The 15,598-nt window shown below is 40.2% G+C and carries 13 protein-coding genes, 3 pseudogenes and 1 riboswitch; of the genes and pseudogenes, 11 read left to right on the top strand and 5 right to left on the bottom strand.

What is annotated here, in order from left to right; translation table 11 throughout:
• Positions 1-95 precede the first annotated feature (95 nt).
• Positions 96-248, bottom strand: a complete 153-nt coding sequence (locus V6C27_14390) for a hypothetical protein (protein MEG6617585.1) — start codon at positions 246-248, stop codon at positions 96-98.
• A 568-nt stretch (positions 249-816) separates the two neighbouring features.
• On the opposite strand from V6C27_14390, the gene V6C27_14385 reads away from it, so the two are divergent.
• Both V6C27_14385 and V6C27_14380 read left to right on the top strand, forming a co-directional pair.
• A complete protein-coding gene (locus V6C27_14385) occupies positions 817-1,344 on the top strand; it encodes a hypothetical protein (GenBank protein ID MEG6617584.1) in 528 nt (175 codons plus the stop codon).
• Between the two features lie 314 nt (positions 1,345-1,658).
• Positions 1,659-1,921: pseudogene (locus V6C27_14380) on the top strand (YnfA family protein).
• 117 nt (positions 1,922-2,038) lie between these two features.
• On the opposite strand, the gene V6C27_14375 reads toward V6C27_14380, so the two are convergent.
• Positions 2,039-2,248 (bottom strand): hypothetical protein, encoded by a 210-nt coding sequence (locus V6C27_14375; GenBank protein ID MEG6617583.1) that lies wholly within the window; start codon positions 2,246-2,248, stop codon positions 2,039-2,041.
• Between the two features lie 320 nt (positions 2,249-2,568).
• Positions 2,569-2,689, top strand: a riboswitch (molybdenum cofactor riboswitch).
• Positions 2,690-2,825: 136 nt separating this feature from the next.
• Here V6C27_14375 and V6C27_14370 point away from each other — a divergent pair.
• On the top strand, positions 2,826-3,044 hold the full coding sequence (locus V6C27_14370) for a hypothetical protein (GenBank protein ID MEG6617582.1): 219 nt from the start codon (positions 2,826-2,828) through the stop codon (positions 3,042-3,044).
• Between the two features lie 149 nt (positions 3,045-3,193).
• On the opposite strand, the gene V6C27_14365 is transcribed toward V6C27_14370, so the two are convergent.
• A complete protein-coding gene (locus tag V6C27_14365) occupies positions 3,194-3,817 on the bottom strand; it encodes a helix-turn-helix transcriptional regulator (protein ID MEG6617581.1) in 624 nt (207 codons plus the stop codon).
• Between the two features lie 454 nt (positions 3,818-4,271).
• Between V6C27_14365 and glp the strand changes: the two genes are divergently transcribed.
• From glp to V6C27_14335, 6 genes are all read left to right on the top strand, one after another.
• Positions 4,272-5,519 carry a gephyrin-like molybdotransferase Glp gene (gene glp, locus V6C27_14360; GenBank protein MEG6617580.1) on the top strand — a complete coding sequence of 416 codons (1,248 nt, stop codon included), beginning with the start codon at positions 4,272-4,274 and terminating at the stop codon, positions 5,517-5,519.
• A gap of 259 nt (positions 5,520-5,778) precedes the next feature.
• A complete protein-coding gene (fdnG, locus tag V6C27_14355) occupies positions 5,779-8,826 on the top strand; it encodes a formate dehydrogenase-N subunit alpha (GenBank protein MEG6617579.1) in 3,048 nt (1,015 codons plus the stop codon).
• 37 nt (positions 8,827-8,863) lie between these two features.
• A complete protein-coding gene (locus tag V6C27_14350; GenBank protein MEG6617578.1) occupies positions 8,864-9,676 on the top strand; it encodes a 4Fe-4S dicluster domain-containing protein in 813 nt (270 codons plus the stop codon).
• 98 nt (positions 9,677-9,774) lie between these two features.
• On the top strand, positions 9,775-10,884 hold the full coding sequence (gene hybB / locus V6C27_14345; GenBank protein MEG6617577.1) for a Ni/Fe-hydrogenase cytochrome b subunit: 1,110 nt from the start codon (positions 9,775-9,777) through the stop codon (positions 10,882-10,884).
• Positions 10,885-10,897: 13 nt separating this feature from the next.
• Positions 10,898-11,707, top strand: a complete 810-nt coding sequence (locus tag V6C27_14340; GenBank protein ID MEG6617576.1) for a formate dehydrogenase accessory protein FdhE — start codon at positions 10,898-10,900, stop codon at positions 11,705-11,707.
• A gap of 255 nt (positions 11,708-11,962) precedes the next feature.
• Entirely contained in the window at positions 11,963-13,546 is a 1,584-nt protein-coding gene (locus V6C27_14335) for a methyl-accepting chemotaxis protein (protein MEG6617575.1), read from the top strand.
• Positions 13,547-13,584: 38 nt separating this feature from the next.
• Here V6C27_14335 and V6C27_14330 read toward each other — a convergent pair whose 3' ends face one another.
• Together V6C27_14330 and V6C27_14325 are read right to left on the bottom strand one after the other, a co-directional pair.
• A complete protein-coding gene (locus tag V6C27_14330; protein MEG6617574.1) occupies positions 13,585-13,980 on the bottom strand; it encodes a hypothetical protein in 396 nt (131 codons plus the stop codon).
• A 277-nt stretch (positions 13,981-14,257) separates the two neighbouring features.
• Positions 14,258-14,467, bottom strand: a complete 210-nt coding sequence (locus tag V6C27_14325) for a hypothetical protein (protein ID MEG6617573.1) — start codon at positions 14,465-14,467, stop codon at positions 14,258-14,260.
• Between the two features lie 132 nt (positions 14,468-14,599).
• Between V6C27_14325 and V6C27_14320 the strand changes: the two are divergent.
• Together V6C27_14320 and V6C27_14315 are read left to right on the top strand one after the other, a co-directional pair.
• A pseudogene (locus V6C27_14320) lies at positions 14,600-15,426 on the top strand (DNA recombination/repair protein RecA).
• A 9-nt stretch (positions 15,427-15,435) separates the two neighbouring features.
• Positions 15,436-15,598, top strand: a pseudogene (locus V6C27_14315) (transposase).

The following is a 15,598-nucleotide window of genomic DNA, read 5'->3' as shown; positions in this document are numbered from 1 at the left end:
TTGAATTTCCTCAACTGAGCGGCAGCCTTTCGCCAGTTCCTTCGCTAATGAAGAAGAGTTTCGCATAAAATGATCATCCTCCCTTGTTGGTAAGTTTAACCATTTACACGAAACTCTTTACATTCTCGTTTTAGCGTTTCAACATAAGTTTCTAACACTATTCTTTTACGGGGGCTAGTGTGTTCAGGTGCTGGTTTATGTTTTTTGACAAAGGTGTCTATAAATTTTTTTCTACCTTTATCACTCATAAAGCAACTCCCCTCCAGTTCTCTAATTAATTAAAATGTCCATACATCTTGACTATATTTATTATAAACACAATATTCACAAAAAAATATAAAAGTGATAAAATTTAACCACCAACGCGGAAGCGTGGTGGTTTTTGGTTCTAACTATATTTCTCTATTAATGCACTAGCCTTAGGCTAGTGTTTTTTTGTATAGTTTTAATAGCTAGTGTGAAAATCACACTAGCTATTAAAACTATACAGCAAACCTTGCTGTAGCCAATTTGATTTTTTGATTACCTTTGAATTACTCAAGAAGGATTTTCCAGCCTGATGTTGAAAACTAAAGGAAAATATGTCAATAAAACACACGAAACCACCTAATGGGTTAAAAGAGTTTGGCCGCTCTCCCAGTAGATGGTCTCCGGCTCCAAGGGGTTACCCCAAGGAGAAATGCTTTACGATATAATTATATCATTGCAGGTTATATTCTACACAACATTTTTAAAACCTGCAACACCTTGATATAAATTTTAAAGCAACCTCCTTGTGTTAGCGCCGGTTAGTGCAAACAAAGGAGGTTTTTATTTATGGCCAAAGAGATTCTTATTAACTTACTAATGGACAAACCTATTGCGTATCATGCAGACATTGCAAAAGCTGTTGGAAGTGTAACATCTGGATTGTTTCTTTCTCAGCTCCTGTACTGGACGGGCAAGGGAGCAGATCCAGAGGGATGGATATATAAAACCCAGTCGGAGTGGTATGACGAAACTGGGTTAAGTAGACGTGAACAAGAAACAGCTCGTAAAAAGCTAAAACAGCTAAAAGTTTTGCAAGAAGAACGGCGAGGACTACCTGCGAGATTGTATTACAGAATAGATTTTGATCGGCTTATTGAATTGTTAAAAAGTTTTTATGATGATGATGAAAACCCCGCAACCCCAGCAAAACCGGGAATGGTGGAATCCGCCAAACAAGAATGTATAGGTGCGCCAAACTGGAATGGCGGAAAGCGACATACTGGCAAGGCGGAAAGTGACATCCATACTATAACAGAGAATACTAACAGAGAAGAAGAAGAAGAAGACGCGCGCGCGCATGAGAAAAAAAAGTAGTTGCTCAAAATGAGCAACAGCAAAAAACAAAATCTGCTGAAGAATTACACTACGAAGAATATGAAGCGGTAGCTATGTTTTATTATCAGCTTTTTGAAAATGTTTTTGAGACGACGAAACTCACCAAACGATGTTGACATGGATAGATCACCTGGTAGCAGAGCAAGGATAAAAATTCTAATCACAAAACTAGATTTTTCCCAAGATTTTGTATGCTCCAATGTTTTTAGTTTTAATGAAATATTAACTCCCGAATGAAATTTCATTAAAATCCACCCTGCTTTTTGTACTTAAAGTTCTTAGATTCTACAGTAATACAAACTTTCCTTTTATTTTCTGAAAATTATTTCTATTTTATTTAGCTTTGGCTTCGTGAGAAAAAACATATCTTTTTGGGAACAGTAGGGGGCCTATTCCTTGTACTATACGGAGTTATTCCAACACTACTGGATTACCCAAACTTTGGTAGAGTATATGCGGCCTATGGTGGAATTTTTATCATATTGTCATTACTATGGGGTTGGGGTCATTTATCGCCCTCGTTGGGGCTGCAGTTATAATATGGACTCCTAGATAGGTACCAACATAAATAATTTTTATTCTTCATTTCAAACAAATGGTTTTCACTAGTATTTATGTTTTAAATACTAATTGGAATTCAAAAATGGGGACATGAGGAAATAGAATAACTAGATTAATGTTGTTCTATATCATTAAGGATTGAAATAGCTTTTCCAATTAAATAATTAGATTTAACGATGCTATCATTGATAATGTTGATATGCATTAACGCCTTATTTTCTGAAGAGATTTGAACAAATCCACCAATTATTGTCAGGTGATTTTTCAAGTCTTCTAAAATTATCTGTAATGTATTAATTTGTTTTTGAGATACGTTATGCAAATTAGCACCTCCAAATAAAAGTTAATTACCTAAAACTATTTACCCCATGTACCCCAAAATGGGGACATGAGTGTCTGGTACTTGTTATCCAACCAATACTTAAAACTAAGCAAATTTGTTGAATTATACATTACCACGTAAGAGAAATTTGTTAGTTTTTGCAAGTGAATATTTGAAAGCTTTTGGTAGAGGTAACAAATTATCTGTTTGTGTCGTTAATGGTATAAAGACATGGTATTTTATAATAAAAACAAATAGTTATTGCCACCAAAACCTTTTTTTGTAATAATAGTATAAACTATTCTATGAAAGCCATTAACTAATCATGAGTTCTCCGAGCCATAATGCCTAAGGCGTAGAAGCTATGGAATTATGGCCGATTAGGGTTAATCGGGAAACGGATTAGCCTCCCTTTTGGAAAGGAGAGCATTATTCCACCTGTAACACAGGGTTGGTTTGTGCTGCCTTTTTAAGGGTACAAACCAACCCTTATTTTATTCTCAAAAAGTCAAATTTAAAAATAGCAACTTGTTGGTAAATGGGGATTTGATTTTTTTGTATAGCTGGAGGCGATGTAATGACAACAGAGATTGATACTACCGAAACCATTTTAACTTTGTCTATAATTATTGCAGATATGGCCAGTTTGGTAGAAAATGAAACTTTGCAGAAAAATATACAAAATCTGAGTAACCAGCTAGTTTGCAACGCTTCGGAGATGCCTTGGTCAAAGGAATTTTACAATACCATGTATAACTTAATTATTTTATTACAGCAACACAGAAATGCTATTTAGTTGTTCTATGATTTGTGATTGCATGTCCCTCCAGTGAGCCATGTTACCCAAGTTGAGAATAGTGCCGTAAAGCTGGCGGAAATACAAAAAACCTCCATGTATAAATCCACATGAAGGCTGGTCTGCGGTGGTGTTTTGTTTTATATGTTTTAATCTTTATTTCTAAAGGCCCGTGCCTGGGCAACCACTGTTTCCGGAAAAGCGTATTTAAATTGTATTTTTGCCCACTCTCTATATGAAGGACCGGCATCGAAGAGCTCTTCTAAAGTCTTTTTCATTTCTTCCAGCTCTAGCCTGTCAGCTTCATTGGCTAATTTGTGTTGGATGTCTAACAGGTTATTATTTGTTGCCCCAGACTCAGGGTTGATGATCGGGTTTCTTTTTTTCCAATCCTCTTTAATAGCTTCCTTCCTTTGTTGTAACAAATGGGCCTGAGCTTGAAGGTGATCAGGCAATTCATCTGGCAGGGGAAGTTTATTACCAACCAAATAACTGTAATAAGCATTAACAGAGGGTTGTTTTTTTAATTGCTCTAATAACATTTTCATTCTTTCCTCTGGTGAAATAAACATTTTACCCGTTCCATTTTTTAACCAACACTCTGAGACACCATATCTAACACACACATGCTTAATCAAAGAGTCGGACGCTTTCTTAGAAGCGCTTTCAATGTTTCCAACATGGCTTCTATCTATACCCAATTCTTGTGCCATAAGCGTTTGTGTCAGACCAAGGTGTTCTCTTAATATTTTAAATCTATCAGAAATATTCATAGATATCCCTTCTCAGAAAAGTAATATTGGTTTTGTCGGTTCTTGGAAGCTTATTTCTATTGACATGCTTTCCCAGAAACACTATAATGACTTACATAAGTAAAATAACAACAAATTAATTAATTTATACATATTTAATTATATTAACAAATTTTAAGTGCTGTGACAACGGAAACAATTTAAGTTTTTTTAATACCAGCTATTTATGGTGACAAACTTTGATAATCACAAAGTTGCTAACTTTTTATCATAAAAGAAAACGCGCCTGTTTTCTTTTCCCCCTGGATTTATCTAGGGGTATTTTTTTATTTTTTCTCAAAAGCTCTTGTTTGTTTATGTCGTTTCTAGGAATCCTATTTTAATTGACATGCTTTCTGAGAAACATTATAATTACGTTAATTACAAGGTTCATTAAGTGTTAAATTCCTGCTTAAAAGGAGGAAGATAAAAAACTATGGAAAACTCACATATGCTCAAAGAAATACCTCTTGAAGATGCGTTAGCTATCCTGCTCAGTTACTCAAAGCCTATTGGTTTTGAAGAAATTGACATTATGGATTCTATGGGGCGAGTTCTATATGAGGATATTATTGCTGGTTTTCCACTTCCCCCATTTGATAGGTCTCCTCTTGACGGATATGCTGTCATTGCGGAAGACACTACCAATGCCAGTAAAGAAAACCCAGTCATACTTAGAGTTAGTCAACATGTATTTGCTGGAGACTTTCCAGCAAGACCTCTTGTTCCGGGGGAAGTAGCGGCGGTAGCCACTGGAGCACCGTTGCCTTCCGGTACAAATGCAGTAATAAAGATGGAGGACGCCAAGTCTGTTGAGGACAAAGTATTAATTTTTTCTCCACTGAAACCCGGCGATAATTTTATTAATAAGGGCGAGGATGTTTTTGAAGGGGAAAAGGTTTTATCGCAAGGAATAGCAATTACCCCTGCTGTTATTGGTGTATTGGCTTCTTTGGGAAGAAAGAGTGTAAAGGTATTTAAAAAACCAAGGGTAGCTGTATTGACAATAGGAGATGAACTGGTTGGTATAGGTGAGCCTATCCAGCCTGGCAAAATATATAATAGTAATGTGTATGCGGTTTCTGCACAAATCGTTGAAGCCGGAGGATTGGCTGTCCCCTATAAGAATACCGTGGATGACATGAACCATATTGCCTATTTATTAAACTATTGCCTTAAAGAAAATGATATTGTATTGACCACCGGTGGGGTATCGGTGGGAAAAAGAGATTATGTGAAGGAAGCCATAAAACTAAGTGGTGCCAACACTTTATTCTGGAAAGTCAAAATTAAACCAGGTACACCAATTGTCTGTGGAGAAAACAAAGGGCGTCTGATTATTGGTCTGTCTGGCAACCCCGCAGCAGCGATGATCACCTTTTATATGCTGATAAGACCTATGTTACAAAGAATGAGCGGCCTGCAAGATGTAAGTTTACCCGATGTAACTGCCATTATGGAAGAGTCCTTTAACAAAAAGAGTAAGCAACGACGGATGCTAAGGGCTAATGTCTACTGGAAGAATGGTTGTTATTATGCTGCTCCCAGTGGGACACAAAGTCCTGGTGCTTTAAAGTCTATGTTGCAGTGTAATGCACTAATCGACATACCGGGGGGACGAGGGCCGTTAAATAGAGGGGATAAAGTAAAGGCAATACTATTATCTTCCAGCTACGTGTCCTAAAAATTCTAAATATTTAAATTTATCTGTCACATTTAGCAAAAATTTAATTAAGGAGCTTAAGCCAGGGAGTTTTCGATTTGGAATAGAAAGTGGGGTCAATTTCCATTTTGAGAATTAAAAATTATAGAGAGAAAGGGGTGGAATAATTCTTTGAGGGGGTTCTAAATACTTTGAATATCGAAAAGAAAGGATACAGCGGTTTAGTAGTAACACTAAAGTCTAATGTTTATAATCCCGTAAAACGAGGTGAAATAGCTAAATGAAAAAAATAAGCAGGCGTAATTTTTTGAAAGGTATTAGTCTTGGAACTGCCGGGCTGTCATTAATATCTGTCAGTCCAGCTCTAGCCGGAGAGAATCAAGGTAAACTTACCGGGGAAAAACTACCTATCAAATTAAGAAAGGTAAAGGAAACTTATTCATTATGCTGTTTTTGTGGTTGCGGCTGTGGATTATTAATCTACTCCAACGAAGAGGGACGCGCGGTCTTTTGTGAGGGATATCCTGATCACCCCGTTAACGCCGGAACAATTTGCCCCAAAGGAAATGGCATCATTGAAGGTAATACCGTTATCAACAAAAAAAGGAAGCGTGAATTTAATAAGCAGCGGGTCACAAAACCCCTCTACCGTGCTCCTGGCAGTGACAAGTGGGAAGAAAAGAGTTGGGATTGGGTATTACCGGAAATTGCCAAGAGAGTTAAAAAAGTTCGTGAAGAAACCTTTGTTGAGAAGGATGAGAATGGTGTAACGGTTAACAGAACAACTGGCATGGCGGGTATTGGTGCGGCTGCTCTAGACAATGAAGAAATTTACCTATTGCACAAAATGTACCGAGCGTTGGGTATGCTAAATATTGAACATTGTGCCCGTCTCTGACACTCGTCCACGGTAGCCGGTCTGGCTCCCAGTTTTGGACGCGGAATTATGACAAACCACTTTGTTGATTATAGAAATGCCGATGTGGTTTTGTTAATTGGTTCAAATACAGCGGAAAATCACCCAATGGGAATGAAATGGGTGATGAAGGCCAAGGAGAATGGTGCCAAACTGATTGCTGTTGACCCAAGAATCAGTAAATCCGCCAGCATGTGCCATGTGCATGCAAGATTGCGACCTGGTACCGATATTGCCTTTGTCAACGGCATGATCAATTATATTATTGAAAATGATCTGTGGTTTAAAGAGTATGTTTTAAATTATACCAATGCAAGTTTCTTGATCAACCCGGATTACAAGTGTGACGAAGGTATGTTCTCCGGGCTAAATGAAGTGAACGGAAAATTAAGTTATGATACATCCACCTGGCAATACCAAATGGAGGGTGATGAAATTAAAAAGGATGCCACTTTACAAGATCCCAAGTGTGTTTTTCAAATTCTGAAGAAGCATGTAAGCCGCTACGACATAAAGACTGTCTGCAAGATCACCGGAACCCCGGAAGGTACTTATAGAAAGGTTTGCGAGTTATTTGCTTCCACCGGTAAACCGGATAAAGCAGGTTGTGTTATTTACGGCATGGGTATTACCATGCATTCAGTAGGCACACAAAATGCCAGATCACTTTGTATTTTGCAACTACTATTGGGTAATATCGGCATTCCCGGCGGCGGGGTTAATCCTCAACGTGGTGAGCAAAACGTACAAGGCTCCACTGACATGGCGATGTTGCATGGCAACCTGCCGGGATATTTGGGAATGGTTTATGCTGACAAACATAAAACACTGGTAGAATACATCGAAAAAGAAACTCCCAAAACCGGTTATTGGTCTAATAAGCCCAAATTTCTCATTAGTCAGTTGAAAGCGTGGTATGGAGACAAGGCCACCAAAGAAAATGATTTTTGTTATGATTGGTTACCTAAACATGATGGTAAAAACCGTTCATATATGAGTTTGATTAATTTTATTAACGAAGGTGAAATTAAAGGCCTTTTTGTAACGGGCCAGAACCCTGCCGTTGGTGGCCCATCAACCATACAAGCCAATAAAGCTCTGGAGAACCTTGATTGGTTGGTTGTATATGATATTTTTGAAATCGAAACGGCGGCCTTTTGGAAACGGCCAGGGGCAGACCCAAGTAACATTAATACTGAAGTATTTTTGCTGCCTGCGGCCATGTCCTTTGAAAAAGAGGGGTCCATCACTAACTCCGGTCGTTGGATTCAGTGGCGTTATAAGGCAGTTAATCCACCGGAAGAAGCAAAGTCCGATCTCTGGATCGCTTATAACCTATTTAGGGCAATTCAAAAAGAATATCAAAGTGGCGGTAAATTCTCGGAGCCAATTCTAAACATGGTTTGGGACTATGACAAACCTGGTGATGAAGAACCGGATATTGAAAAGGTGGCCGCTGAAATTAACGGTTATGAAGTTGCCACCCAAAAGGTGTTACCGGGTTTTGCTAACTTAGCTGATGATGGTTCCACTGCTTGCGGTAACTGGGTTTTGAGTGGCTACTGGTACGAGGATCCCGAAGCTAAAGTGCCTGCCTGCAAGCGCCGGATTAACAAAGACCCTTCTGGCATGGGAGTTTTTCCGCAATATGCCTTTGCTTGGCCAGCTAACCGCCGCATTGCATATAACCGCTGTTCGGCTGACCCTGCAGGTAATCCGTGGAATCCCAAAAAGCCCTATGCAAGATGGGATGGTACAAAATGGATAATCCCAGATGTACCGGACTTCAAGGCAACGGTTCCACCGGAACAATCGGCTGATGATGCGTTTATTATGTCAGAAGACGGTCACGGGCGTTTGTTTGCCGTTAAAGGTTTAAATGACGGGCCATTACCAGAACACTATGAACCCTATGAAAGTCCCTTTGAAAACCTAATATGTAAACAGCAAAATAACCCCATGGCACTCACCTTTAAAAATGGTTTGTTTAAACAAATTGCAGAAGTTGGTAGTGAGCAATATCCCATTGTAGCAATTACAGTTCACGTTGTGGAACACTATCAAAGTGGTGCAACCACCCGTAATTGCCCCTCTTTAGCTGAAATCTCGGCTCATATGTTTGTTAACATATCACCTAGCTTGGCCCAAAAGATTGGAGTTAAGAACGGTGACGATGTTATTGTGGAATGTGCTCGCGGGCAAATCACCTGCAAGGCTGCTGTCAATGGTGTCTGTGTACCTTTAGTGGTTAACGGTAAGGAAACCGAAGTGATATCCATGCCATATTCTTGGGGCTTCATGGGCTTAACCACTGGCGCATCGGCCAACGATTTGACTCCTTTTGTGGGGGATCCAAACAGCAACATACCTGAATACAAGGCATTTCTTTGTAACGTCAGGAAGGCAAACTAGGGCTGAGCGTTGTTAGTTATTAATTGGGGGTGTAAAAATGGCCAAAGCTGTGCTTGTAGATATAACAAAATGTATAGGCTGTAAAGCCTGTCAGGTAGCCTGCAAACAATGGAATGACCTACCGGCTAAAATTCCTGAATTTGTAGATGGTTTAACCGGACCGCCTGATATGGATGGAGATACCTATACCGTTGTAAAATTTAAGGTGTTGGAGAAGGATGGAGATTTTAAAATTCGTGCGGCAAAGACGCAATGCATGCATTGCTTGGAGCCGGCATGTGTTTCGGCTTGCTTTGCCAAAGCACTGGAGCGGGATGCTAAGACCGGTGCAGTAATCTATCACCCGCATCTTTGTGTGGGTTGTCGTTATTGCATGTTAGCTTGTCCCTTTAATATTCCCAAGTACCAGTGGGAGAAACGGTTTCCTCTAGTGTCTAAGTGCCAGTTTTGCTTTGATCCCGAAGATGAGTATGATCGATTGAGTTATGGTCTAAAACCCGCCTGTGTGGATACATGTATAACGGGTGCCCTCACATTCGGGGAACGGGAGGAGTTGTTAAAAGAAGCTTGGAGTAGAATCAACAGTGATCCCAGTTATATTAAAAAGGTACTGGGTGAAAATGAAGTTGGCGGAACATCCTGGCTGTATATCTCCGATGTGCCCTTTGAAAACTTTGGCTTTCGTCCAAATATGGGAACCAGACCATTGCCGGAGTACTCCCATGACTTTTTAAAGTATACGCCAGGTATTGCGGTAGGTTGGAGTGCTTTATTGACGCTGATGTATCATTATACAAAGCGACGTGAACGAATTGCTTCTGAGAAGGACGACAAAAATGTTCCCATGTAGGCAACGGATTATCGACGAACCAAATGTTTAAAGGGGGGAGTAGGTTGGAAAGTAAAGGATTGTTTCAAGAAATAAAAGAATATAAGTGGAAGTTTACCATGACCGGTGCCCGCAAGGTATTATTACTGCTGGCCAGCATCGGCATTATATGTATGCTTTACCGTTTGGCAACCGGGTTAGGAACTGCCACCAACCTAAATGATACTTGGCCCTGGGGCCTGTGGATTGGCTTTGATGTACTAACCGGTGTTGCTTTGGCCGGTGGAGGTTATGGCACTGCCATTATTGTTCATGTTTTACACAGAAACAAGTACAACGCCATTGCCCGCAGTGCCATGTTAACTTCGCTGCTTGGTTATCTCATCGTTATGGTGGGACTGTTTATGGATATCGGTCAATGGTTTAACTTTTGGCGGCCTTTCGTATCCTGGGGTTACAATTCGGTACTCTTTGAAGTCTTCTGGTGTGTGTCCTGTTATACCACCATACAGGTTTTGGAGTTTGGAGAAATCGCAACCGAAAAAGTTGGTACCAAGTACCACAATGCCTTTAAAAAAGCGCTACCTGTAATGATGATTTTAGGTATTATTTTCCCTACCCTACACCAGTCATCACTGGGTGCCCTGTACCTCATCATGGTTGATAAATTACATCCACTTTGGTGGTCCCCTTATATTGGTCCAATGTTCTTGATTTCTTCGTTCTTTGTGGGGCCTGCCATGATATGTATTGAAACAGCACTGGCAGGGAAGGCCTTTAAACACCAGGTACCTATACACGTTTTACGAGGTTTGGTACGCATTGCCGGCGTATTTATGATTGCCTATCTTGGCCTTAAGTTCTTTGACCTTGTTAACAGAGGCGTCCTTAACATGATGTTTGCGGGTACTTTGGAAGGGAATATGTTTTTAGCCGAAATTATTCTGGGTGTCATAATTCCCATCTTTATTGCCTTCAGCGGTATGAGCAATACACGCAAGGGTTTATTAACCTTTGGGTTACTGGTTAGCGCCGGCGTTATCTTTAACCGTATGAACGTAGTATTTACCGGCATGTCTGGCTCTCTGGGCGGTTGGTATTTCCCTTCCGTTATGGAATGGGCCGTTAGTATTGGGCTGGTTTCTATCGCTTGCTTGGCCTACTGCTTTATAGCAGAAAACTTCAACATTTTGGGACATGAGGACGAACAAAAGAAGGCGCATGCCTAAAGGAGTTGCTCCAATGGAAACTAAGTTTAGCATAGAGAAACAAGCTAACTTTTATCTCGAACTAATGGATATGGAAAATGATAATCTTCCATTAGAGTGGGAAGTTAGTTTTAATCCGGAACAAATTAAAAGGTGGGGTCAGGGCGAATCAGCCCTGGCCGTAGCCCCGCCAGAGGTTGATGCAGAACGTATATTTACACAGTTTTGTTTAGTGGCTAAGGCTTGTCAAAAATGGCAAGTTGGTCCACAACCGGTAACAGACCAATTTATAACAACCCTTGAGGAACTGGACAAACCCCAAAGACATCAGTTGATATCTTCGCTGCTGCAGGTAGATGGTAACAAGGCTAAATGGGTTAAAAAGTTAAATGTATCTTCTAGCCAATTGGAATATATTGCTGGCAACACCTTTAAGCCATTGCTAAAGGCATACGCGAAGATAGTACTGGGGCAAGTACCAATAAGTGACTGGGACAAGAGCTATTGTCCAGTTTGTGGGGATCAGCCAACCATTGCTAAACTTACCGGTGAAGACGGACACAGAAGATTACACTGTGGACGGTGTGAAACAGATTGGCGTTTCAGCAGGTTAGGATGCCCTTACTGTAATAATGTTGCTGATGAAACCTACTTTATTACTTTGGATAATAAAAAGGAATATCGCGTTTATCTTTGTGACAGCTGCAAAAGTTATTTGAAAACTGTAGACGAACGGATAACCGGTGAAGTGGATCTTTTTTGTGAAGATTTAGCCACAACAGAATTAGACAATCTGGTTCAAGCTGAGGGTTACCGTAGGGGTGCTGGCAGAGAACAGCTATAATGGAAAATTGAAAAATCAAAAGTAGGTAGATACACTAAATGGCCTTAAACCATGAGTTTTCAGGGTTTAAGGCCATTTTATGTTATAATGGAATAAATTGATGATGGCAAGTAAATGTCAACTATAAATGATTAGTAGGTCACTGCTTAAAACATTTTTCACAAACTATAAATGTTTTTGCTGTAAAAATCAAAAGGTAAGGAATATAACAAGTTATGTTGGCATGATAATTTTGATATCTATGGAGTGATGGTAGTGATTGACGGTATTGTATATACTGAAAGTGAAAGGTGCAAAGAGTGCTCGGCCTGTTTGCAGGTGTGCAAAACCAAATCAGTTGTTACCAGTCCATGTCCGTCTTTAATTAGCTTTATAGAAAAACATCAACCGATGTTAATAGAACATTTTGCGCCTATTCTGAGCCCTATGGCCGCACAGGCTGTTCTGGTAAAACACTGGAATGACAATAATATAAAAATTGTAGGAGCTAGCCCGTGTATCGCTAAAAAATCTGAACTATTGGATGGTAACTATTATTTTGATGAAGTAATAACCTTTGAAGAGCTAATTGAGCTGATCGATGGTAATGGTATTAAACCCGCGTCCCTTACAGAAACCGAGTTTGATGGCATACAAGCCTTTTATGGTGCTGGTTTTCCGATATCAGGCGGGCTAACCAAAACCCTAGAATTGTTTTCTGCTGGCCTGGAGTTGAATCCAATTGGTGATGATATCTTAATTCTTGAGGGTGAAGATCGAAGTATACATTTTTTAACGGAAATGGCTGCAGATAAAAATGCAAACAGATTAAACCATTATCCTACTTTAATCGATATTTTGTACTGTGAAGGTTGTATAGTAGGTAAGGCCATGGGGGTAAATTGTAGCTTGCTAGAAGCAAAACACATTGTTTCAGATTATACCAGAAAGAGATTCCAGAAGGCAGAAAAGAACGGCCTGTTTAAAAAACACAATGATTATAAAATCCTGGTAAAAAACACAGTGGATACGCCAGAATTTAAAAAATGGCTTGAAATTGTGGATGATCTAATTAGTAAAAACAAGTTTAACATCACCTGGCAGAATCGTCATTACGATAAGAAAATACCCACCGAAGTACAGATAAAGGAAATATTAAAGCAAGATGGCAAACTAGTAACAGAAGATGAACTAAACTGTCAGGCGTGCGGTTATAGAACCTGCCGCGAAAGAGCGCTGGCAGTGTTTAACGGCGAAAATGTGGCTGGTGGTTGTATCATTCATCAAAAGGAAGTGATGGAAAAAATGTATCAGCACGCCAATACAGTAAACAAGCATTTAACCGAAAACATAGAAGTATTATCAGCAACTATAGAAGAAATTACAAATGGCAACCAGAGCAACGCGCAGATGAGCACCCAATTGTTAGGCTATGTAGAAAATCAAGATGGCGATATTAAGGGCTTAGAAAAAGAAATTGGCTCAATAATTACTAGCTTTAATTATATTTCTGATATTACCAATAATATTTCAACTATTGCTGATCAAACTAAAATGTTAAGTTTGAATGCCCAGATTGAAGCGGCCAGAGCCGGAGAAAGTGGCAGAGGTTTTGCTGTGGTTGCCGAAGAAGTAGGCAAGCTTTCAGAGGAAACCCATAATCGATTACATGAAATACATCAATACAAAGATTCATTAACTAAAATACAATCAAAGCTTGAAGATTTAGTTTTTCACCTGTCCCATGGGTCGGAAGGAGTTAGAGAATTAGCAAATGCCCAAGCGGCGATAGCTCAGCAGATAGCTGCTGCTTCAGAAGAGCTAAGTGCCAGTGCGGAAAAACTAAGGGCATTAACCTAAAAGTAATAACTGAGAAGGCACTCGCTAAGGGTGCCTTCTCAGTCAAAGTTACTTAAACTCCTCCGCATACTATTGATGGCGTCGGCGATGGTGCCAACGATGTAGGAACCAATGGCGCTGGCTTCACCCGTGATTAGATGCAGGGTTTGCACATCCTGCAGAATGCTGTCCAGATGGTGAACATTGCCCCCCGGAGTTAAGGCGGTGGCAAACAGGTGCCGTTCTTTAGGTTCGTTTTTAAACTGAGTGTCAGCTTTGCTGATAATGGACTTGGCAATTTGGTGAATTGCTCCGTTCACCATGGCAAAGTTGGTGGCCATAATTTCATTCTTATGCTGACGCAACAATCCTTCGTTCCAATATTCACCTAAGTGGAGAATTTCGTCCACTGCACCGAGGTTTTTGGGTTCGACCACATGCGGTGCTGTTTTCATACTTGAAAAATTCTTAGGTGCTTAATAGGGCATATTACCAAAGAAGCTACGGATTAGAAGTGCGACGAAGCTATTATTCCTATCCGTACTATATCCATAAAACCTTGTATTTCCTAACACCTAACCGCTCAACAGACTCACGGTAAGATTATTTTCTATCCAGTTTGGTGCCTTACATTAGAAGACCCATCTAAACTGTCCGGGAGCCGGGATAAGGTGACGATTGATTATCTCCTGGTAACGGGACAGGGTTTTTGGTGCAAGGTCCGTTCTACCCTCAACCCATTTTGTGAGTAGATCTTTCACTGTCATTCTTAAACGCATCAACGTATAAGTTATTATTTATCTTATTAACTAAATCATTTAAATACCTTTCAGCCTCATTTTTTGTTACCTTTGCTCCAGGGATGCTATGCCATTTTTGTTTACCATTAACATAAACAACGGCGTAGTATCTTTCCCCCTTGTTAGCAATGTGGCCTTTCATGTCTACTATACCTCCTTAAAATCCATGTGGTTGTAAGATTACAAATATTCTATCATTAGCCGTTGACACAAATAAGTGTTTGCAATATAACATAGTCACAAAATTAGAACAATTTGTTTGGGGGTGCCGTGAATGTCTGGTAAAACCACTAAGAAAGCTGCTGCGGAAGCGAGTGATAGGGGTAAGGTCCTGGAAAACTGCCTGGGTGACATTGAGCGGAGGTTTGGTAAAGGTTCTATTATGAAATTAGGAGAGTCCGGGACAAAAATTGCTGTTGAGGCCATTTCAACTGGAATCCTGTCCTTAGATGTAGCAACGGGAATTTGGGGGGTGCCTAGGGGGCGAATCATTGAGATTTCGGCCCAGAGTCCTCAGGTAAGACAACTGTCGCCCTGCATACTATAGCTGAAGTGCAAAAACAAGGCGGGGTAGCGGCCTTCATAGATGCAGAACATGCCCTGGACCCACAGTATGCTAAGAAGATTGGTGTTAATATTGAGGAACTATTTATATCTCAGCCAGATTACGGCGAGCAGGCTCTGGAGATTTGCGACGCCTTACTCAGCAGTGGAGCCATTGATGTAGTGGTGATTGACTCGGTGGCAGCTCTGGTGCCTTAGAACACAACCAGTGGCTGGTCCCTAAAGTTCTATGCCTCGGTGCGGCTTGATGTGAGAAAGAAGGAGGATCTGAAGGGTGCTAACGGATTGGTGGGGTGTAGGACAAAAATTAAGGTGGTAATAAATAAGGTGGCACCGCCTTTTAGGGAAGCATTGGTGGAGTTTTATTTTAATGAAGGTTTTTCCAGGGAAGCGTGCCTATTAGATTTGGGTTTGGTCCACAGGGTAATTTTAAAAAACGTGTCCTGCTACCGGTATGGAGAAGAACGTATTGGTCAGGGATGGGATAATGCAAGGTCTTTCCTGAGAGATAACCAGGCGATGGCCAAGGAAATTGAAGATAAGGTCATAATTTATACAACCAACGTTACTGAAGGTTATCACCAGACAGTTGCGAAAAGTCACCAAAACCAAAACAGCATACCCTTCAGATGAAGCACTAACCAAGATAGTGTACTTAGCTACAATGGATATTTCAAAGAAATGGAATATGCCTGTAAGGGATTGGACA

The sequence above is a fragment of the Peptococcaceae bacterium 1198_IL3148 genome (genome assembly GCA_036763105.1).
In the GTDB taxonomy this organism is placed as follows: Bacteria; Bacillota; Desulfotomaculia; order Desulfotomaculales; family Desulfohalotomaculaceae; genus JBAIYS01.
Note: the sequence above shows the minus strand (reverse complement) of the source record. Positions and strands in the feature narration are given on the sequence as shown.